The 18,003-nt window shown below is 65.2% G+C and carries 17 protein-coding genes and 1 riboswitch; of the genes, 5 read left to right on the top strand and 12 right to left on the bottom strand.

Annotated elements, in window-relative coordinates; translation table 11 throughout:
* The first annotated feature begins 181 nt into the window (after positions 1–181).
* Together XH81_RS09010 and XH81_RS09015 are read left to right on the top strand one after the other, a co-directional pair.
* Complete coding sequence (locus XH81_RS09010; RefSeq protein ID WP_028140898.1) at positions 182–583, top strand: SRPBCC family protein; 402 nt, start codon at positions 182–184, stop codon at positions 581–583.
* 123 nt (positions 584–706) lie between these two features.
* Positions 707–1,186 carry a hypothetical protein gene (locus XH81_RS09015; protein ID WP_028140899.1) on the top strand — a complete coding sequence of 160 codons (480 nt, stop codon included), beginning with the start codon at positions 707–709 and terminating at the stop codon, positions 1,184–1,186.
* Here XH81_RS09015 and XH81_RS09020 read toward each other — a convergent pair.
* From XH81_RS09020 to XH81_RS09035, 4 genes are all read right to left on the bottom strand, one after another.
* Positions 1,183–2,628 (bottom strand): MATE family efflux transporter, encoded by a 1,446-nt coding sequence (locus XH81_RS09020; protein ID WP_028140900.1) that lies wholly within the window; start codon positions 2,626–2,628, stop codon positions 1,183–1,185. The two genes, XH81_RS09015 and XH81_RS09020, sit on opposite strands and share 4 nt — an antisense overlap.
* Before the next feature lie 169 nt (positions 2,629–2,797).
* Positions 2,798–3,850, bottom strand: coding sequence for a hypothetical protein (locus XH81_RS09025; protein WP_028140901.1), 1,053 nt, complete (start codon positions 3,848–3,850; stop codon positions 2,798–2,800).
* A gap of 106 nt (positions 3,851–3,956) precedes the next feature.
* Positions 3,957–4,373 carry a PAS domain S-box protein gene (locus tag XH81_RS09030; RefSeq protein ID WP_028140902.1) on the bottom strand — a complete coding sequence of 139 codons (417 nt, stop codon included), beginning with the start codon at positions 4,371–4,373 and terminating at the stop codon, positions 3,957–3,959.
* Positions 4,374–4,482: 109 nt separating this feature from the next.
* Positions 4,483–5,619: a 2'-deoxycytidine 5'-triphosphate deaminase gene (locus XH81_RS09035; protein ID WP_095425038.1), complete on the bottom strand. Its 1,137-nt coding sequence runs from the start codon at positions 5,617–5,619 to the stop codon at positions 4,483–4,485.
* A gap of 80 nt (positions 5,620–5,699) precedes the next feature.
* Positions 5,700–5,779, top strand: a riboswitch (SAM riboswitch).
* A 74-nt stretch (positions 5,780–5,853) separates the two neighbouring features.
* Here XH81_RS09035 and XH81_RS09040 point away from each other — a divergent pair.
* Positions 5,854–7,041 carry an O-succinylhomoserine sulfhydrylase gene (locus tag XH81_RS09040; RefSeq protein WP_028140904.1) on the top strand — a complete coding sequence of 396 codons (1,188 nt, stop codon included), beginning with the start codon at positions 5,854–5,856 and terminating at the stop codon, positions 7,039–7,041.
* A 115-nt stretch (positions 7,042–7,156) separates the two neighbouring features.
* On the opposite strand, the gene XH81_RS09045 is transcribed toward XH81_RS09040, so the two are convergent.
* The 3 genes from XH81_RS09045 to XH81_RS09055 are packed head-to-tail and all read right to left on the bottom strand — an operon-like array spanning position 7,157 to position 10,191.
* Positions 7,157–8,149 (bottom strand): SGNH/GDSL hydrolase family protein, encoded by a 993-nt coding sequence (locus XH81_RS09045; RefSeq protein ID WP_028140905.1) that lies wholly within the window; start codon positions 8,147–8,149, stop codon positions 7,157–7,159.
* Between the two features lie 12 nt (positions 8,150–8,161).
* On the bottom strand, positions 8,162–8,941 hold the full coding sequence (locus tag XH81_RS09050) for an SGNH/GDSL hydrolase family protein (protein ID WP_028140906.1): 780 nt from the start codon (positions 8,939–8,941) through the stop codon (positions 8,162–8,164).
* Entirely contained in the window at positions 8,941–10,191 is a 1,251-nt protein-coding gene (locus XH81_RS09055; RefSeq protein WP_028140907.1) for an OpgC domain-containing protein, read from the bottom strand. The genes XH81_RS09050 and XH81_RS09055 overlap by 1 nt, the downstream gene beginning before the upstream one ends.
* A 179-nt stretch (positions 10,192–10,370) precedes the next feature.
* On the opposite strand from XH81_RS09055, the gene apaG reads away from it, so the two are divergent.
* Entirely contained in the window at positions 10,371–10,763 is a 393-nt protein-coding gene (apaG, locus tag XH81_RS09060; protein ID WP_026202434.1) for a Co2+/Mg2+ efflux protein ApaG, read from the top strand.
* Between the two features lie 1,129 nt (positions 10,764–11,892).
* Here the strand turns inward: apaG and XH81_RS09065 are convergent.
* From XH81_RS09065 to XH81_RS09075, 3 genes are all read right to left on the bottom strand, one after another.
* Positions 11,893–12,900: an Hsp33 family molecular chaperone gene (locus tag XH81_RS09065; RefSeq protein ID WP_028139789.1), complete on the bottom strand. Its 1,008-nt coding sequence runs from the start codon at positions 12,898–12,900 to the stop codon at positions 11,893–11,895.
* A 311-nt stretch (positions 12,901–13,211) separates the two neighbouring features.
* Positions 13,212–14,147 (bottom strand): ornithine carbamoyltransferase, encoded by a 936-nt coding sequence (gene argF, locus XH81_RS09070; RefSeq protein ID WP_028139788.1) that lies wholly within the window; start codon positions 14,145–14,147, stop codon positions 13,212–13,214.
* Positions 14,147–15,355, bottom strand: coding sequence for an aspartate aminotransferase family protein (locus tag XH81_RS09075; protein ID WP_028139787.1), 1,209 nt, complete (start codon positions 15,353–15,355; stop codon positions 14,147–14,149). The genes argF and XH81_RS09075 overlap by 1 nt, the downstream gene beginning before the upstream one ends.
* A 455-nt stretch (positions 15,356–15,810) precedes the next feature.
* Here XH81_RS09075 and XH81_RS09080 point away from each other — a divergent pair, with 455 nt between their 5' ends.
* Positions 15,811–16,323 carry a GcrA family cell cycle regulator gene (locus XH81_RS09080; RefSeq protein WP_028139786.1) on the top strand — a complete coding sequence of 171 codons (513 nt, stop codon included), beginning with the start codon at positions 15,811–15,813 and terminating at the stop codon, positions 16,321–16,323.
* A gap of 229 nt (positions 16,324–16,552) precedes the next feature.
* Here the strand turns inward: XH81_RS09080 and phoB are convergent, their stop codons facing one another.
* Positions 16,553–17,260: a phosphate regulon transcriptional regulator PhoB gene (gene phoB, locus XH81_RS09085; RefSeq protein WP_018316913.1), complete on the bottom strand. Its 708-nt coding sequence runs from the start codon at positions 17,258–17,260 to the stop codon at positions 16,553–16,555.
* A 22-nt stretch (positions 17,261–17,282) separates the two neighbouring features.
* Positions 17,283–17,999, bottom strand: a complete 717-nt coding sequence (gene phoU, locus XH81_RS09090) for a phosphate signaling complex protein PhoU (protein ID WP_028139785.1) — start codon at positions 17,997–17,999, stop codon at positions 17,283–17,285.
* Between the last annotated feature and the right edge of the window lie 4 nt (positions 18,000–18,003).

An 18,003-nucleotide genomic window follows, 5' to 3' on the forward strand; every position in this document is an offset into this window, starting at 1 on the left:
CCACCCGGGCTGGGCCATTCCTCACGGAACGAGGCCATTCTAATCCGGCGCGCTAATACAAGGGTGGGCAAAGCGTAGCGTGCCCACCATCGCGTGCGAGAGCGCCGATGAATGGTGGGCACGGCGCGCGAAGAGCGCGCCTTTGCCCACCCTACGAACTCCACATCATAGGAATTCCCCGATGGCCTCCATCCACAACGACATCTCCATCAATGCCCCGGCACGCGACGTCTGGGATGCGGTGCGCGATTTCGGCGCGCTGCATGAACGGCTGGCACCCGGCTTCGTCACCGCCTGCACGATCGACGGCGATGCGCGTATCGTCACGTTCGCCAACGGTTCGGTGGCGCGCGAAGTGCTGGTCGATTGCGACGACGCGCGGCAGCGCCTCGTCTATGCCATCAACAACGAGCGGCTGCAGCATTACAGCGCCTCGGTGCAGGTGATCGCCGACGGCGACCGGAGAAGCCGCCTGGTGTGGATCATCGACATGCTGCCGAACGAGCTTGCAGCCTACGTCCAGGGCCAGACCAAGGACGCCGTCGTTGCGATACATAAAGCGTTTCCGCCCGCTGCAGCTTAGCGGCGGTCCACGCGGCTCTGTGAGTTTTCTCACAGAGCTCCGCCCTCGCCAGCCTTAACCATCGCGGCGTGCGTCCGGTTGGCTCCGCTCTCCCGGCGGCGCGACGCACGCGAGGAGCATGCCATGCGAGGTGCGGACAAGGTGATTTGCCAGGCGGCCGCCGTGCTGCTGCTGTTTTCAGTCGCGAGCTCGCCGGCGAAGGCGCAGTTCCTCGGCGGCGGAGGTGCCGGCGGCGAGGACATGATGACCCAGATGGCCCCGATGCTGGAGATGATGAAGGCGAAGATGGGCAAGCGCCGCTTCGCCATGATGATGCAGACCATGGGCCCGATGATGAGCCGCATGATGGAGAACGGCGGCGGCGGCCTCGGTGGCCTGTCCGGCGGCCATCTCGGCGGCGGCTTTGGCGCACCCAATTACGGCGGCTACACCCCGATGGGGGGCGGCACCATGCCGGCCGGTTATGGCGGCGTTGGTGGCGGCGACATCATGGGCATGCTCGGTGGTGCCGGAGGCGGCGACATGATGGCGATGATCCCGCAATTGATGCGGCTCGCCAATGTCGGCGGCGGTAGCGGCCATCGCCGCCACAGGCATCGCTAATCGGCGGCGCGAGAGAGAGCCGGCCTGATCGCAGCCTTGTTCGCGCGCGGTCCCCAGCGCGTCAGTACCACGCTGGAGAATGAGAGCAGGCCGAGCACGACCATCGAGCTTGCGGCCAGCCAGAAGAAGCTCTGCGCGGTCGCCCCGTGTGTCGACAGCCACCAGCCGGCCGCCGAGATGTAGATCAGCCGCGCCGTCTGCGCCAGCACCGGCCCGATCACCTTGGCCGCGCCTTGCGAGGAGAAATACATCGTCGTGGCAATGCCGAAAAAGGCGTAGAACGGTCCGACCGTCGAGAGATATTGATGGCTCGCCGCGCGCACGGCCGCGCTGTCGGTGAAGATGTTGATCCAGAGATCGGGGAACATCGCAACGACGCAGGCCGGCGCGCCGACGGCCACGAATGCGGATGCACCGGCGATCCAGGCGACGCGCCGTGCGCGCGCGATGTTGCCTGCGCCGATCGCCATCCCCACCATCGGCACACAGGCGATGCCGAACGAAAATGCGATCGAGGTCAGCAGGAATTCGAGCCGCGCACCGATGCCGTAGCCGGCGAGGATCGCGGTGCCGAACTTCGCCAGCATGTGGGTGAAGATCGAGATCGTCAGCACCGATTGCAGCGGCGAGAAGCAGGCGATCGCGCCGACCTTCAGGATGTCGAAAAACATCGCCCACTGAATGCGCAGGCCGCGCAGCTTCGGTGTAACCCGCGCGCGACCGGAGAACAGGTACCAGCCCATGATGCAGATGTTCATGGAATAGGCGATCAGCGCGCCGGCCGCGACGCCGCGCATGCCGAACTGCGGCACCGGCCCGAGCCCGAGGCCCAGCGTGCCGCCGAGCACGATCTGCCAGGCCGCCGAGTTGAGGATCAGGAACGACGGCAGCTTCATGTTGCCGGTGCCACGCAGCACGCCGGCCATGGTGTTGAGCAGCCAGGGCAGCACGGCGCCGCCGAAAAATACCTGCGTGTAGGCGACAGCGTGGGTCAGCACGTCGCCGCGGCCGCCGAGCATTTCCAGCACCCGCGGCCCGAAGATCAGCATGCCCAGCATGAAGACGAGGCCGAAGCTGATACCGATCAGGATCGCATGCGCGGCGAGCGTGGCGGCGCGTTCGCGGTTCCCGGCGCCGAGCGCGCGGGCAATGGCGGAAGCCACCGCACCACCCATGGCGCCGCCCGACATCGTCATGGTCAGAATGATTGTCGGAAACACCAGCGCCATCGCCGCCAGCGCCTCGACGCCGAGCCGGCCGATATAGGAGGTCTCCGCGATCACCGTACAGGTGCCGGCCGAGAGCGCGATCACGTTAGGCCAGGCGAGAGAGAGCAACGTGCGCAGGATCGGCCCGTCTACAAGCGCGCTTCGTAGCGGCCGCGGGGGCGGCGGCAGCGGACGCTCTTGCTCATCGACCGGGATTTCGGCGATGTCGGACATGTCCTCTCCGGGGCAGGGGGCGCCATTTGCGGCGCGGCAATGCGTAGGTGTGCCGATTATTTTCTTCGCGCAGAAGGCGCGGCGAGAGGCTTGTTAGCACGGCTCGCAGCGATTCCACCTGCGCCAGCTGCAGGCGTGCCCTGCGGCAGCGCATTTCGATGGATGAAGGCTATTCGATCGTCCAGACCAGCGGCGCGCGGCCGCCAGCAGCAGCGCGCATGCGCACGCCGATGTGCCGCCCGCATCCCGCAGCCAGGCCTTCGAACAATCCCTCCAGCACCCTGGCGCAGGCGCCGTGATAGTCGGCGACGTCGTCCATCAGTTTCCAGCTCTGCTGGCGGATTTCGAACGCGCCTTCGGATTGCGAGGTCTCGGCCGTGTCATCCTGCGCCGCGAACAGCGCGTTCAGGAACGACGCGAATTCGCTTGCCCCGCCGCGGCTCATCGCCAGTGCCGCCGCGACCTCGTCGAAATATTGCATGCCGATCAGCTTGCCGGTGAGGTGCAGCAGATAGCCGGCGTCTTCCGGGCCGAACAGTTGCACCATCACGGGCGCCGCCGTGCGCACATATTCCATCGCATAGTTGCGATAGGCTTTTTCAAGGCGCGGTTTCGGCCAGCTCGCAACCGGCAAAGCCGGCGCAGTCTTCGCATCGAACAGCGGCGCTTCCAGATGCCGCGCGAACACCAGGCGCTGATCGAGCTCGAGCGGATGATCGTACTGGTGGTAGTAGCCTTCCAGCCCGTCCTGGCCGTCGACGCTCTGCTTGGTGCAGACGAAGCCGAGCCTGAGATCGCCGAGCGCGACGCCATTATTGGCGTGCCATCCCCGCAGCATGGCGCGGGAAACCTCGCCCGGCACGCCGCAGATCGCCGTGCCTTTCCAGATCCAGCGCGGCGGCGGATAGCGGATCCAGGCCTTGGCATCGCTCTCATACATGTATTCGACATGCACGCCGCCGATCCAGTTCGAGAGATAGTGATATTGCGCGGCCGCCACCGCCGGCGGCAGATGATCGATCCCGAGCTTCCTAAGCCCCGGCAGGAAGCGCTCCTGCTGCTGGCGGCGGAACACGCGGAAGACGAACTCCGCTGCATCCGCAGTGCCGCGCCGCGTGACGACGGTGAGAATGAGGCCGGTGAAATAGGCGTGGTAGAGGTCGGCGACCGCACGCCAGCGCTTCCATTGAGCTTCCTGCGCGGCGTCAGCTGCGGCGGTCATTCGTTTCGCTCCCGATCGTGTTGCGATCGAGTGTGTCACCGCACCTTCCGGCAGGCAACATGACGCCCGTGCAGAGCGCCCTGCGTGGCCACCCGCCAATTCCGCATCACGAAGTTTGCGGTGGCGTCTTGGCCGCGCGCTCTCGCTCGACCCGTTCGGTGACATCGCGCGCCATCGCGACCGATCCCAGGACGTTGCCGCCGGAATCCCGCACCAGCGCGAAGGTCATCTCGATGTAGAGCTTGCGACCGCTCTTGTGCAGCGCGCGGGTCAGTGTCGGCCTGCCCGCAAGCTTCATGCTGCCGCTCGCGAGTGCGGCCTCGAAACCTTTCCAGTGCGCGGCGCGCAAATGCTCGGGAATGATCAGGTCGAGATTCTGGCCGAGCGCTTCCGTCGCGGAGAAGCCGAACAGGGCCGTCGCTGCGCGGTTCCATCGCATGATCGTGCCGGAGCGGTCCGAATAGATCAGCGCATCCGCGACGTCTTCGGCGATCTTTGCGTCGAGTTCGGATGGGTTGCTCATGTCGTCACCTCGCATGTAGCCCGGATGGAGCGGAGCGTAATCCGGGATCGTGCCACGAGTGAGACTGCCCCGGATTACGCTTGCGCTCCATCCGGGCTACAGGATCGGGCTACACCCGAAAATGCTTCGATAGTTTGAGGCCCTGGGCCTGGTAGTTGGAGCCGATGCGTTGGCCGTACATCGCGTCGGGACGGGCCAGCATCTTCTCGTAGACGAGGCGGCCGACGATCTGGCCGTGCTCGAGGATGAACGGCACTTCGCGCGAACGCACTTCGAGCACGGCGCGCGATCCTAGCCCGCCCGCGCCGGCATAGCCGAAGCCGGGATCGAAGAATCCGGCATAGTGCACGCGGAATTCGCCGACCAGCGGATCGAACGGCACCATCTCCGCGGCGTAGTCGGGCGGCACCTGCACGGCTTCCTTCGAGGCCAGGATGTAGAACTCGCCGGGATCCAGGATCAGACTGCCGTCCGGGCGGGCCGAGATCGGCTCCCAGAAGTCCTCGACGGAATAGCCGGCGCGACGATCGACGTCGACCACACCGGTGTGGCGCTTGGCGCGGTAGCCGACGAAGCCGTTCGCTTTCTCGCCGGAGAGATCGACGGAGACGGCGACGCCGCCGGAGAGATCGGCATCGTCGATATCGACGAGGCGCTCGGCGGCATGAAGCGCATCGAGCTCGTCGGCATTGAGGATGGCGTCACCGGTGCGGAAGCGCACCTGCGACAGACGCGAGCCCTCGCTGACCAGCACCGGAAACGTCTTCGGGCTGATCTCGGCATAGAGCGGGCCGTGATAGCCGGCGCCGATCATGTCGAAGCGGCGGGTGCCGTCGGCGATGACGCGGGTGAAGACGTCGAGCCGGCCGGTGGAGCTCTTCGGGTTCGCCGCCGCGACGATCTCCGGCGGCAGCGCGAGGCTCTCCAGCAGCGGCACGATGTAGACGCAGTTGGTCTCCAGCACCGCGCCGTCGGCGAGGCTGAATTCGTGCAGCTTCAATTCGTCGATGCGCTCGGCGACGGTGGCGCCGGGACCGGGCAGGAAGCTGGCGCGGACGCGATAGGCGATGTCGCCGAGACGCAGATCGAGGCTCGCCGGCTGGATCTGGCTCTCGACGAAGTCATAGGCGGGCAGGATGAGACCCGCCGCCGCCATCGCCGCGATCATGCGGTCGGGCAGGATACCATTGGCGTCGGGCGCGACCGTGAACGTCAACCGGGGGTCCTCATCAGGGGTCAGATGCATCCGGACATGCCGGAAATACAAGTCTTTTACGGCTATCCGATGGACGCCTTGACGGAAAGGGCATTGCGGAATATGAGCATCACTTATCCCGTGGTGATTTGAGCCGGCCGGCTTGCAGCCACGTTAAATAAGTCGCTAAACAGGCCGGGGACCTCTGTGATCCCGGCCCGTGGATATATCCAGGCCGGTTTTTTTGTGACCGTTTTCGACGAGACGGTCATGTCGGAGGTACCTATGTCGAAGTCGACCACCAACTACCGTCCCGAAACCCGCCTGGTCCATTCCGGCACCCTGCGCTCGCAATATGGCGAGACGTCGGAGGCGCTGTTCTTGACGCAAGGCTACGTCTACGACACCGCGGAGCAATGCGAGGCGCGGTTCAAGGGCGAGGATCCGGGCTTCATCTATTCGCGCTACTCCAATCCCACCATCGCGATGTTCGAGCGCCGCATGATCGAGCTCGAAGGCGCCGAAGCCGCCCGCTCGGCGGCGACCGGCATGGCCGCGGTGACGACGGCGATCCTGGCGCCTCTCAAGGCCGGCGACCACGTCGTGGCCTCCCGCGCCCTGTTCGGCTCGTGCCTCTACGTCATCCAGGACCTGCTGCCGCGCTACGGCATCGAGACCACGCTGGTCGACGGTCTCGATCTCGACCAATGGCAGCGCGCCGTCAGGCCGAACACCAAGACGTTCTTCCTGGAGAGCCCGACCAACCCGACCCTCGACGTGCTCGACATTCCCGGGATTGCCGAGATCGCGCACAAGGGCGGCGCGCGGCTCGTCGTCGACAACGTGTTCGCAACGCCGATCTGGCAGAGCCCGCTCGCGCTCGGGGCCGACGTCGTGGTCTATTCCGCGACCAAGCACATCGACGGCCAGGGGCGCTGCCTCGGCGGCATCATCCTGTCGTCGGAAGCCTTCATCGCCGAGCACATCCACAATTTCATGCGCCAGACCGGCCCGTCGATCTCGCCGTTCAACGCCTGGGTCCTGCTCAAGGGCCTGGAGACGCTGGGCGTACGCGTGCGCGCGCAGACCGACACCGCCGCGCGCATCGCCGACGTGCTCGCGAGCCATCCGAAGATCTCGCGGCTGGTTTTCCCGGGCCGCGCCGATCATCCGCAGGCAGCGCTGGTGAAGAAGCAGATGCGTGGCGGCTCGACGCTGGTCGGCTTCGAGGTCAAGGGCGGAAAGGCTGCAGCGTTCCGCGTGCTCAACGAATTGAAGCTGGCGAAGATCTCGAACAATCTCGGCGACGCCAAGAGCCTCGTCACGCATCCGGCGACCACGACGCATCAGCGTCTGAAGCCGGAGGACCGCGCCGCGCTCGGCATCAGCGAAGGTTTTATCCGCTTCTCCGCGGGGCTCGAGCATGCCGATGATCTGATCGAGGATCTGACGGCGGCGCTGGAGAAGGCGTAGCCACGTATTCGCAATCGTAGGGTGGGCAAAGCGAAGCGTGCCCACCGTTCTCGATTACAACGACGAGGTGGTGGGCACGGCGCTTTGCGCCTTTGCCCACCCTACGGCAGCGTGCCTACATCGGCCGATAGGTCCGCACATCCCCCGGCACGTTCACGCCCAGCTTGATCTGCCCCACCGAGCGGATGATGTCGTCGCCGAGCAGCTGGGCGAAGCAGGCATAGCCCCAATCGTTCATGTGCAGGCCGTCTGCGATGACGAAGCTCTCGACCGGAATCGATTGGTTCTCGTGCCAGTCGCGCATCACCTCGAAGCGCGGGAAGATGCCGACGTGACGAAGCTCGGCGACCTTGCCGAGCAGCTTCACCATCTTGCCGGCGCTTTCGCCGCGCTGGTTGACGGCCGGCGAATATTGCGGATCGACCAGCACGATGTCAGCGCCGCCGGCGGCCTGGATGCGGCTGATGCCGTCCTCGACCATTTTGGCGGTGTCGCCGGGATCGAGATTGCGCAGCACCGCGTTGGTGCCGACCTGCCAGATCACGAGATCCGGATGCACGTCGATCACCTGGGTCTGGAGACGCTTCATCATCTCGGGCGCATCCTCGCCGCCGACGCCGGCATTGACGACGGTGATGTCGGCGGTCGGATAATGGCGGCGCAGCTGGGCGGCAAGACGATTCGGATAATTGAACTCCGGCGAGCTCGCGCCGAATCCTGCGGTCGACGACGAGCCGAACGCGACGATGAGGACGGGCTGGCCGGCGACGAGCTTGCCCGCGACATGCGGCAGCGAGCCCATCGCCTTGGAGCCGCCCTTCGGCGGCAGGCAGGGCACGCGGTTGAAGACGTCGCCGGCGGATTTGGCGACCTGTTTCACCTTGTCGATGGCGCGCGCGGTGATGCCGCGCTGCTCGGGAGAGGTTGCGGCGACATTGGTCTGTGAGGGCGAGGCGGGCGCGGGATCAGCCGACTGCGCGGGTGCAGGCGTCGCCTGTGCGGCTTGCGTCTGCGCATGGGACTGCGGGGCCGGCGCCAGCAACAACAGCACTGCTGCTGCAGGCGCGGCCAACCATGCCGTCAGGCAAAAAGGGCGGAGAGAACTCATTAACGCTAGACCTCAATTTTGCTGCTGGGCCGGCTCCAGATGGGCTGCGTCGATCACGAACTGTGCCAACGCCCGGCCAAGGCAATCATGAACCTGCTTCGCCAGTTCGGGCCCGCGGGACGGGCTGAACAGGTCGAACTGACCCTGATCATTCCACTGCCGCATGATCGTGAAGCGATCGAACAGCGGAATATCATGCTCCTGCGCCACGACGCGCATATTATCGAGAAATGGCTGGGCCGAGATCATCGTTTCGGTACGCGGGCTGTACTGCAAATTCATCAAGACGACGTCGGCCCCTGCCTTTTGCAACGCAATAACCCCCTCGGTGACTGCGCTGCGAAATTCGTCGGGATCGATGGATCGGATGGCATCCACGGTCCCGGTCTGCCAGACGACCAAAGTAGGCGTTTTTGCTTCCATCAGCTTAACGAAGGTCGAGGCGGCCTCCTCCGCCGTTCGCTTGCTCTGTATTTCTACGGAGACGTGCACCGCTTCCGACGGCGGCAGCTTTTCCTTCAGAACCGCTTCCATGCGCGCCGGATAGGAGCTGCCCTCCGAGGACGGAATCGTGGTCGAGCGGCTGCCGATGACCAGGATTTCGAGCGGCTTGCCGGCCTTGATGGCCTCGGCGACCTTGGGAAGCTGGCTTTCGCTGGTAAGCAGATAGGACGGCAATTCGCACGCCGCGGGCGCGGTGGCAGCGCCAGGCGCAGCATCGCCCGCCCGCGCCACAGGCGCGGCGAGGCTACCGCATAGCAGGACCAGGCTCAGGAGAACCTTCGCCTTCATCAGCCCCCTCCCGCCAGATCGGCGTTGCCGACGGCGTTTTTGGTTTTCGCACCGCTCTTGTCAGCCACGCGCTTGTACCACGAAATCACCCAGGCCACGCCCCACATGATCAGGACCCCGGAGAGACTAATCAGCGCATGCATGGCTGCCCCGCCGGAGACTTCGGCGAGAATGAAATGCCCGGCGAAGGCCAGGAAGACACCGAGGCAGAAGATCTCGAGAGAATGCTGGCCGCATAGAATCAATGGTCGCAGCCAGCGCGATTTCAAGCCCGGCCAATCCCGGGGTAGGAAGCGCACGGTGAGCGCGGCCAGCGCCAGGAAATGCGTGAAGCGCAGCACGTCGAGATCGGTCTTGTCGATCGGATACATCCACTGCTCGACCCGCTTCGGCATGAATTGGGAGAGCTGCGGCACGTACCAGGTCAGCGTCACGTAGAACGCCGCGGCGAGATAGGCGATCGAGATCCACATCGTCACCGGCGAAGCCAGGATACGCGACATCCGTCGCGCACCTCCGAGCGCGCACCATGCACCGAAGACGAACAGCAATTGCCAGGCGAAGGGATTGAAGGCCCAGAAGCCGTTAGGATAGGCCGACAGGTAAAGATCGTATTCCCAGGTGACCGCGTAGAGCGCGACCGAGAGGCCGAGCGTGACGTCGGGACGCCATTTCATCGACCACAGGATCAGCGGCAGTGCCAGCATCAGCACGATGTAGAGCGGCAGCACGTCCATGTTGACGGGACGGAAGCGCAGCAGCAGCGCCTGCACGATGGTGACGTCGGGCTGCTTGAGGAAATCCATGATCCCCATCTCTTCGGTGTAGAGCGGGTTCTCGAACCTGGTCGCGACGTAGGAGATTTCGGCGAGGAAGATCGTGAACAGGAAGACGTGGGCGACGTAGATCTGCCAGACCCGGCGCAGGATGCGCGCGGTGGCGATGACGACGCCGCTCTCCAGCATCGCCCTTCCGTAGACGAAGGCGGCGGTGTAGCCGGAGATGAAGATGAAGATCTCGGTGGCGTCGCTGAAGCCGTAATTGCGGATCGTGAACCAGGTCAGCAGACTCGGCGGCAGATGGTCGATGAAGATCAGCCACAGCGCCAGCCCGCGGAACAGGTCGAGCCGGAGCTCGCGCTCGCCGATGGCGGGCAGCGTGATGGCCGGCGCCCTCGCGCGCGGCTTCGCCCCCGCGGGCTTGGCGGTTCCCGCGATCGTCGATCCCGTCACTTGGTCGGCAATGGTCATCGGGGCTTAAAAACCCTTGCGCAAATCGCGACGTCGAGAAGTGTACCGGTCCGGTCGTCGTCTCGCAAAGCGGCCGGATCACGTCCGGGTGTCATTCCCCTCGAATTCTGGCGGGACGATGTCGCCAAAGCCGCCTCCGGCGTTTGGTTCCAGCGCCGGATTTCGGTATGATAGCAACCATGTACCGCGCCGTGACCCGCCAGATCGAAGTGACCGTCGAGCCGAACTTTGTTCCGGAGCAGTCGTCGGCCGACCGCTCCCGCTACTTCTGGTCCTACACCATCGTCATCGTCAATTCGGGCGAGGAGACCGTGCAGCTCAAGACGCGGCACTGGATCATCACCGATGCCTCCGGCCGCCAGCAGGAGGTCAAGGGCGAGGGCGTGGTTGGCGAGCAGCCGATCCTGGCCCCCGGCGAGCGCTTCGAATACACCTCCGGCGTCCCGCTTTCGACCGCCTCCGGCTTCATGACCGGCCGCTACCAGATGGTCACCGAAAGCGGCGAGCGCTTCGAGATCGACGTTCCCGCGTTTTCGCTTGATAGTCCCGACAACAAGCGGGTGTTGAATTAGGGCCTCGCTCGTGTCCCGGACGCGCCGCAACGCGAAGCGTTGCTGCGCAGAGCCGGGACCCAGGGGCGGCCCGGCACGCGGCGAGATGGGCCCCGGCTCTGCAGCGCACCGCACCGGACGATGCTTCGCATCACCGGGAGCGCTGCGCTGCGTCCGGGGCACGAGAGCAGAGTGTGGCGCACGCATTCTCCACGTCGTTGGGATGCTCCAATGCAGATCCCAGCGGCAGTGCCGTAGGGTGGGCAAAGGCGCTTAAGCGCCGTGCCCACGATCTCCATCGATAAGCAACAAAGACGTGGGCACGAACGAGATTGAGCTTGTGGCAGGCAGCTCGGCTTGCAGACACGCCTTCGCGGCCTCGCGGCTCAATTCGCCCGAGCTTTGCTTCATCGCTCACCCTCATTAGCCAAGAGGGCGCAGGGAAGACCGGGTGCCGGCTCGCACCCGCGGTCCGCTGCGCGAAATGCACGCGCAAGAAGAACCGCACAGCAGCATACAGGTGGTGCCGAACACTCGGCCTTCCCTGCGCAGTGGCTGGACGGCTTATGCCGTGATCTCCCGGGAGCCGACCATTCCTTCTGGCCTCCCTCGCCCCGCGAATTGGATGATGCAGTCTGCCCGGTTGGGCTCGCTCGCACCTTCGCAAGACTTGACCGTGGCAACGACGGCCAGGACCACACGGTTTTGCCGTACGCACGGCCCGCCATTTCGCCGCAGTTTTTCCTGGCCCCGTCGACGAAGCCGGAAACTTACAGACGAGACGAAGCCTAGCAGCGCCGTCGTCTGCACGAAGCCTCGGACTCACAGGGACTACCCGCCCTGCCCGCACCTCTCGTGCCGACGCTGCCGCGTCCACCGCAAGCCCGGCTCGCGATGCGTGACGACACATGATCGCCCCTCTTGGTGAGCCGGGATGCGCAATTCATACGCCGAAACCGAATTTCGGCAAAGTGGAATATTTTCGGCGACGAGGATTGACAGAGGGCGACACAGGCGCGGTGCCGTAGGGTGGGCAAAGGCGCGCTCTTGCGCGACGTGCCCACGAATTCTCCCAGTCACACGCAGATCGTGGGCACGCTTCGCTTTGCCCACCCTACGAAGCTACGAGAGCTCGCCAAGCGCCTGCGAATTACGCGTCCTCCACGCCGGCCTCGTCCGGCGTGAAATCGTACACCGACGAGCAGAACTCGCAGGTGACGACGACCTTGTCGTCCTTCACCATCGCGGCGCGATCGTCGGGCGAAAAGCTCTTCAGCATCGAGGCGACCGCATGGCGCGAGCAGGAGCATTGCGCCTTGAGCACCATCGGATTGAACACGCGCACGCCGCGCTCGTGGAACAGGCGGAACAGCAGCCGCTCGCCGGAGAGCTCGGGATCGATCAGCTCGACGTCCTCGACGGTCTCGATCAGCGAACGCGCCTCGACCCAGGCATCGTCTTCGGCAACGCTGTGCACCTCGACGCCATCGGGGGCATCGCCGGGATGCAGATCGGCCTGCCGCGCGCGCTCGGGCGCCTTCGGCAGAAATTGCATCAGCATGCCGCCGGCGCGCCAGCGATGCTTGCCGCCGTCGTTCGAACGCCACTCCTCGCCGACCGCGAGGCGCACGCGCGTCGGGATCTGCTCGGAGCGCAGGAAATATTCGTGAGCGGCGTCTTCCAGGCTGCCGCCGTCGAGCGCGACCAGGCCCTGGTAGCGGCTCATGTCGGGGCCCTGGTCGATGGTCATGGCGAGATGACCGCGGCCGAGCAGCGTGCCGGAATCCCTGGTATCGCCGAGACGCGCGGCATCGAAGCGCGCATAGGCCCGCAGGCGATCCGGCGCCATGTAGTCGACGACCAGGAACGACACCGGGCCGTCGGTCTGGGCCTGCAGGATGAAGCGGCCCTCGAATTTCAGCGCGGTGCCGAGCAGCGTCGTCAGCACGATGGCCTCGCCGAGCAGCTTGCCGACCGGCGCCGGATAATCGTGCTTGGTCAGGATCTCGTCGAGCGCCGGGCCAAGCCGCACCAGGCGCCCGCGCACGTCGAGCGCGTCGACCTCGTAGGGCAACACGGCGTCATCGATCGGAACCGCTGATGGCGCGCGAACCGGGCCTTCGGGGCCGGCTTTCATCTCAGGGGATTGGGAAACCATGGGGCGTTATCTGGGGTCGGAGGGCGGAAATGGAAGGGGGTGCGGGCGGTGTGTTCCGGATACAAGTCGAACTGAACGAAGCAACCTCAAACTCGGTGTCGTCCCGGGGCGCGCGAAGCGCGAGCCCGGGATCCATAACCACAGGATGACGTGATGGCGCGAGCTGACAACTCCGAGTCCTCGCCAAACTCAGTCCTGTGGCTATGGGTCCCGGATCGGCGCTCCGTTCTGGACAACGCTACGCGTTGCCAGAAGCTGCGCTTGTCCGGGACGACACCGTATGTGAGGTGATCGCCGGGCCTCCAGCGAAGCTACTTCACCGCGTCAAAACACCAGGCCAGAATGCCCTTCTGCGCATGCAGGCGGTTTTCGGCCTCGTCGAACACGACCGATTGCGGACCGTCGATCACTTCATCCGTGACCTCCTCGCCGCGATGGGCGGGCAGGCAGTGCATGAACAGCGCGTCGGGCTTGGCCAGCGACATCAGCTTGCCGTTGACCTGATAGGGCTTGAGCACGTTGTGGCGGTGCTCGCCTTCCTTGTCGCCCATCGACACCCAGGTGTCGGTGACGACGCAGTCGGCGCCGCGCACGGCGGCTTCCGGATCGGTGCCGAGCATGATCGGCGCGCCGGTCGCCTTGATGAAGTCGCGCATCGCCTTTTTCGGCGCGAGCTCCGGCGGCGTTGCGACATTGAGCTGGAACTTGAAGCGCTCGGCGGCGTGAGCCCAGGACGCCAGCACGTTGTTGTCGTCGCCGGTCCAGGCCACCGTCTTGCCCTCGATCGGGCCGCGATGCTCCTCATAGGTCATGAGGTCGGCCATCACCTGGCAGGGATGCGAGCGCCGCGTCAGGCCGTTGATGACCGGCACGGTGGCGTTGGCCGCGAGCTCCAGCAGCGCATCGTGGTTGAGGATGCGGATCATGATGGCGTCGACATAGCGCGACAGCACGCGCGCGGTGTCGGCGATGGTCTCGCCGCGGCCGAGCTGCATCTCGGCACCGGTGAGCATGATGGGCTCGCCGCCGAGCTGACGCATCGCGACGTCGAACGACACGCGTGTCCGGGTCGACGGGCGCTCGAAGATCATCGCCAGCGTCTTGCCTTCGAGCGGCCTGACCGGCTGCTGCGCCTTCTGCTTCGCCTTCATCGCGGACGAAGCTGCAAGCATGCGCTTGAGCTCCGACAGCGGCAGCTCGTTGATATCGAGGAAGTGCTTTGGAGTTTTATTGGGGGACTTGCTCATCAGCTTGCCGCCCGCTTGGTCTGGCTGGACGAGATTGCGGCGCAGGCGCGCTCGAGCCGCCCGACGCTGTCCTCGATCTCGGCTTCGGTCACGATCAGCGGCGGCAGGAAACGCACGACATTGTCGCCGGCCCCGACAGTGAGCAGCTTTTCGTGACGCAGGGCCGCGACCAGATCGCCGGAGGGCACCACGGCCTTGATGCCGATCAGGAGGCCTTCGCCGCGCACTTCGCTGACGACATCGGGATGACGGTCGATCACGGAGGCAAGCTTCTGCTTCAGCAGCAGCGACATTCTCTGCACGTGGTCGAAGAAGCCGGGCTTGAGCATGACGTCGAGCACCGCGTTGGCCGCGGAGATCGCCAGCGGATTGCCGCCGAAGGTCGAGCCGTGCGAGCCGGGCCCCATGCCGGCGGCCGCATCCGCGGTCGCCAGCACCGCGCCGATCGGGAAGCCGCCGCCAAGCGCCTTCGCCAGCGACATCACGTCCGGCGTGACGCCGGTGCGCCGATACGCGAACAGATCACCACTGCGGCCCATGCCGGTCTGCACCTCGTCGAAGGCGAGCAGCAGGCCCTTCTCGTCGCAGAGCTGGCGCAACGCCTTGAGGAAGGTCGGCGTTGCCGAACGCACGCCGCCCTCGCCCTGGATCGGCTCGATCAGGATGCCCGCGGTGTGCGGGCCGATCGCCTTCTTGACGGCCTCGATATCGCCATGCGGCACCTGGTCGAAGCCATCCATGGGCGGGCCAAAGCCTTCGAGATATTTTGCAGATCCGGTCGCGGCGAGCGTCGCCAGCGTACGGCCGTGAAAGGCGCCTTCGAAGGTGATGATGCGATAACGTTCCGGATGTCCCTTGGAGAAGTGATGATGGCGGACCAGCTTGATCACACCCTCCAGCGCTTCGGCGCCCGAATTGCAGAAGAACACGAAGTCGGCAAAGCTCTCGTTGCAGAGCCGGTTGGCGAGCTTCTCGCCATCCGGGCTCTGGAACAGGTTCGACATGTGCCAGAGCTTCGTCGCCTGCTCCTGCAGCGCCTTGATCAGATGCGGGTGGCAATGGCCGAGCGCATTCACAGCCACGCCCGAGGTGAAATCGAGATAGCGATCGCCATTGGTCGCGATCAGCCAGCAGCCTTCGCCGCGCTCGAAGCCGAGGTCGGCTCTGGCGAAAACGGGGAGCAAATGCGGCGCTGCGCTGTTAGTCATGATGTCACTTGAATGTTGCGGACGGTGTGACGCGTGCATTGCGCAACGCACCATCGACCGGCCCGGAAAACGAAACGTGCCGCCTTTTAAGGGCGGCACGCGCGACTATCTTATGCCTGGCAAGACGGGTGTCAATGCCGCCCGGAAAGCCTCGGGAAACGCTGAATCCGTAGTCTTGCGGTGCCGATTTTGCGGGTTTTCACCACGGAACATGTGGAAGCGAGTCGGCGGACTCTTGCGCGGGAGTCACGCCATATTGTAGCGTTTGGATTGTCAGATACGACATCTCGTGCAGCGGTTCTGATCCCAAGAGTCCTCTTGTACCGGCGTAAACGTTCGGGCGTCAGTCACGCGCCCGGCGAGCCTTAAGGGATTCTGACGGCACGGGTTTTTGAAGGCTTAGGCAATCGCTGCGAGGCCCCAGGATGGCGGCGCGTAGCGAGGGAAAGGGTGCAATGACGGTTTTGACCTGGTCCGACGATCGCGTCGAGCAGCTGAAAAAGCTCTGGGAGGCCGGACTTTCGGCCAGCCAGATCGCAGCTGAACTCGGCAATGTGACCCGCAATGCCGTGATCGGCAAAGTGCACAGGCTCGGTCTGTCCGGCCGTGCCAAGAGCCCTTCATCGGCAGCGCCCCGGCCGCGCAAGGCGCGTCCCGCGCAGCACATGATGCGGGTGACCCGCCCCATTGCGCGCGGCAACACCGCGCTGGCGCAGGCCTTCGAGGTCGAGGTGGAGGCCGAACCGGTCACCTACGACAACGTGGTGCCGATGAGCCAGCGGCTGTCGCTGCTCGAGCTGAACGAGGCCACCTGCCATTGGCCGGTCGGCGATCCCTCCAGCCCCGATTTCTTCTTCTGCGGCGGCAGGGCGCTGTCCGGCCTGCCCTACTGCGCCCAGCACTCGCGCGTCGCGTATCAGCCGGCGGCGGATCGCCGGCGTGCCCCGGCAAAGCCGGGTCCGCGGTGAGTGGATTTAGCTGATCGCAAAGACGGCAGCCGTCACACGACGGCGCCTCAACCAACTCGGTGTCATCCCCGCGAACGCGGGGATCCATAACCATAGGGCGCTGTTGTTGCGCGAGATGGTCACTCCGAGTCTTCGCCAAACCACTGCCTGTGGTTATGGGTCCATGCTTTCGCAGGGACGACACCGGAGAATGTGGCGGCAGCCCACCAAACCCCAACGCCTGCAAACCTTACGTCTGCTCCGCCTTCGCGAAGCGATCGTCGAGCGCGTAGCCGGCGCCGCGGACGGTGCGGATCGGGTCCTGCTCGCGGCCGAGATTGAGCAGCTTGCGCAGGCGGCCGATATGGACGTCGACGGTGCGCTCGTCGATGTAGATGTCGCGGCCCCAGACGCTGTCGAGCAGCTGCTCGCGCGAGAACACGCGGCCCGGATGCTCCAGGAAGAACTCCAGCAGGCGATATTCGGTCGGACCGAGATCGATCGGCCGGCCCGAGCGCGCCACGCGACGCTTGTCGCGGTCGAGCTCGATGTCGCCATAGGCCAGCACTGTCGCGAGTCGCTCAGGACTGGCGCGGCGAAGCAGGCCCTTCACGCGCGCCAAGAGCTCCGGCACCGAGAACGGCTTGACGATGTAGTCGTCGGCGCCGGTCGCAAGTCCCCGCACCCGCTCGCTCTCCTCGCCGCGCGCGGTGAGCATGATGATCGGCAGCTGCTTGGTGTCGGGCCGGGTCCGCAGGCGCCGGCACAGCTCGATGCCCGACAGGCCCGGCAGCATCCAGTCGAGCACGATCAGGTCCGGGATGTGCTCCTTGAGGCGGGTGTCGGCGTCGTCGCCGCGCATGACCGTCTCGACGTCATAGCCGTCGCCTTCGAGGTTGTAGCGAAGCAGCTCGGTGAGAGCTTCCTCGTCCTCAACCACCATAATGCGTGCGCCCATCGGGTCGTCGCTCCTTGAGTCTTCAGGTATTCGGGACCGTCGTGGCGAAGGTGGTCATGTCGCCCTTCGGCCGCTTGTCGGTGATCGCCTGGCCTTCGATCATGTAGAACACGGTCTCGGCGATGTTGGTGGCGTGGTCGCCGATCCGCTCGATGTTCTTGGCGCAGAACATCAGATGGATGCAGAACGAGATGTTGCGCGGATCCTCCATCATGTAGGTGAGGAGCTCGCGGAACAGCGAGGTGCAGATCGCGTCGACTTCCTCGTCGCCCTTCCACACCGCCATCGCCGCCGGCAGATCATGTGCGGCATAGGCGTCCAGCACCGACTTGACCTGCTGCTGCACGAGGTCGGTCATGTGCTCCAGGCCGCGGAACAGTTTCAGCGGATGGAAGTCGGTCTCCAGCGCGGCGACGCGCTTGCCCATGTTCTTGGCGAGGTCGCCGATGCGCTCGAGGTCGGTCGCAACGCGCATGGCGCCGACGATCTCGCGCAAATCCACCGCCATCGGCTGGCGGCGGGCGATGGTGAGCACGGCGCGTTCCTCGATGCGCTTCTGCAGCGCGTCGAGCTCGGCGTCGATGGCGACGACGCGCTGGCCGAGCGCGACGTCGCGGCGGATCAGCGCGCCGACGGAATCGACGATCATGCGCTCGGCGATGCCGCCCATCTCGGCGACCAGGCGGGTGAGCTCCTGGAGGTCGGTGTCGAAAGCTTTTGCGGTATGTTCAGTACCCATGTCG

The sequence above is a fragment of the Bradyrhizobium sp. CCBAU 25360 genome (assembly GCF_028128695.1).
Classification (GTDB): domain Bacteria; phylum Pseudomonadota; class Alphaproteobacteria; order Rhizobiales; family Xanthobacteraceae; genus Bradyrhizobium; species Bradyrhizobium ottawaense.

Excerpts from the sequence above, each read along its gene's own strand:
- XH81_RS09010 (WP_028140898.1), top strand. The coding sequence starts at position 182 with ATGGCCTCCATCCACAACGACATCTCCATCAATGCCCCGGCACGCGAC.
- XH81_RS09015 (WP_028140899.1), top strand. The coding sequence starts at position 707 with ATGCGAGGTGCGGACAAGGTGATTTGCCAGGCGGCCGCCGTGCTGCTG.
- XH81_RS09020 (WP_028140900.1), bottom strand. The coding sequence starts at position 2,628 with ATGTCCGACATCGCCGAAATCCCGGTCGATGAGCAAGAGCGTCCGCTG.
- XH81_RS09025 (WP_028140901.1), bottom strand. The coding sequence starts at position 3,850 with ATGACCGCCGCAGCTGACGCCGCGCAGGAAGCTCAATGGAAGCGCTGG.
- XH81_RS09030 (WP_028140902.1), bottom strand. The coding sequence starts at position 4,373 with ATGAGCAACCCATCCGAACTCGACGCAAAGATCGCCGAAGACGTCGCG.
- XH81_RS09035 (WP_095425038.1), bottom strand. The coding sequence starts at position 5,619 with ATGCATCTGACCCCTGATGAGGACCCCCGGTTGACGTTCACGGTCGCG.
- XH81_RS09040 (WP_028140904.1), top strand. The coding sequence starts at position 5,854 with ATGTCGAAGTCGACCACCAACTACCGTCCCGAAACCCGCCTGGTCCAT.
- XH81_RS09045 (WP_028140905.1), bottom strand. The coding sequence starts at position 8,149 with ATGAGTTCTCTCCGCCCTTTTTGCCTGACGGCATGGTTGGCCGCGCCT.
- XH81_RS09050 (WP_028140906.1), bottom strand. The coding sequence starts at position 8,941 with ATGAAGGCGAAGGTTCTCCTGAGCCTGGTCCTGCTATGCGGTAGCCTC.
- XH81_RS09055 (WP_028140907.1), bottom strand. The coding sequence starts at position 10,191 with ATGACCATTGCCGACCAAGTGACGGGATCGACGATCGCGGGAACCGCC.
- apaG (WP_026202434.1), top strand. The coding sequence starts at position 10,371 with ATGTACCGCGCCGTGACCCGCCAGATCGAAGTGACCGTCGAGCCGAAC.
- XH81_RS09065 (WP_028139789.1), bottom strand. The coding sequence starts at position 12,900 with ATGGTTTCCCAATCCCCTGAGATGAAAGCCGGCCCCGAAGGCCCGGTT.
- argF (WP_028139788.1), bottom strand. The coding sequence starts at position 14,147 with ATGAGCAAGTCCCCCAATAAAACTCCAAAGCACTTCCTCGATATCAAC.
- XH81_RS09075 (WP_028139787.1), bottom strand. The coding sequence starts at position 15,355 with ATGACTAACAGCGCAGCGCCGCATTTGCTCCCCGTTTTCGCCAGAGCC.
- XH81_RS09080 (WP_028139786.1), top strand. The coding sequence starts at position 15,811 with ATGACGGTTTTGACCTGGTCCGACGATCGCGTCGAGCAGCTGAAAAAG.
- phoB (WP_018316913.1), bottom strand. The coding sequence starts at position 17,260 with ATGGGCGCACGCATTATGGTGGTTGAGGACGAGGAAGCTCTCACCGAG.
- phoU (WP_028139785.1), bottom strand. The coding sequence starts at position 17,999 with ATGGGTACTGAACATACCGCAAAAGCTTTCGACACCGACCTCCAGGAG.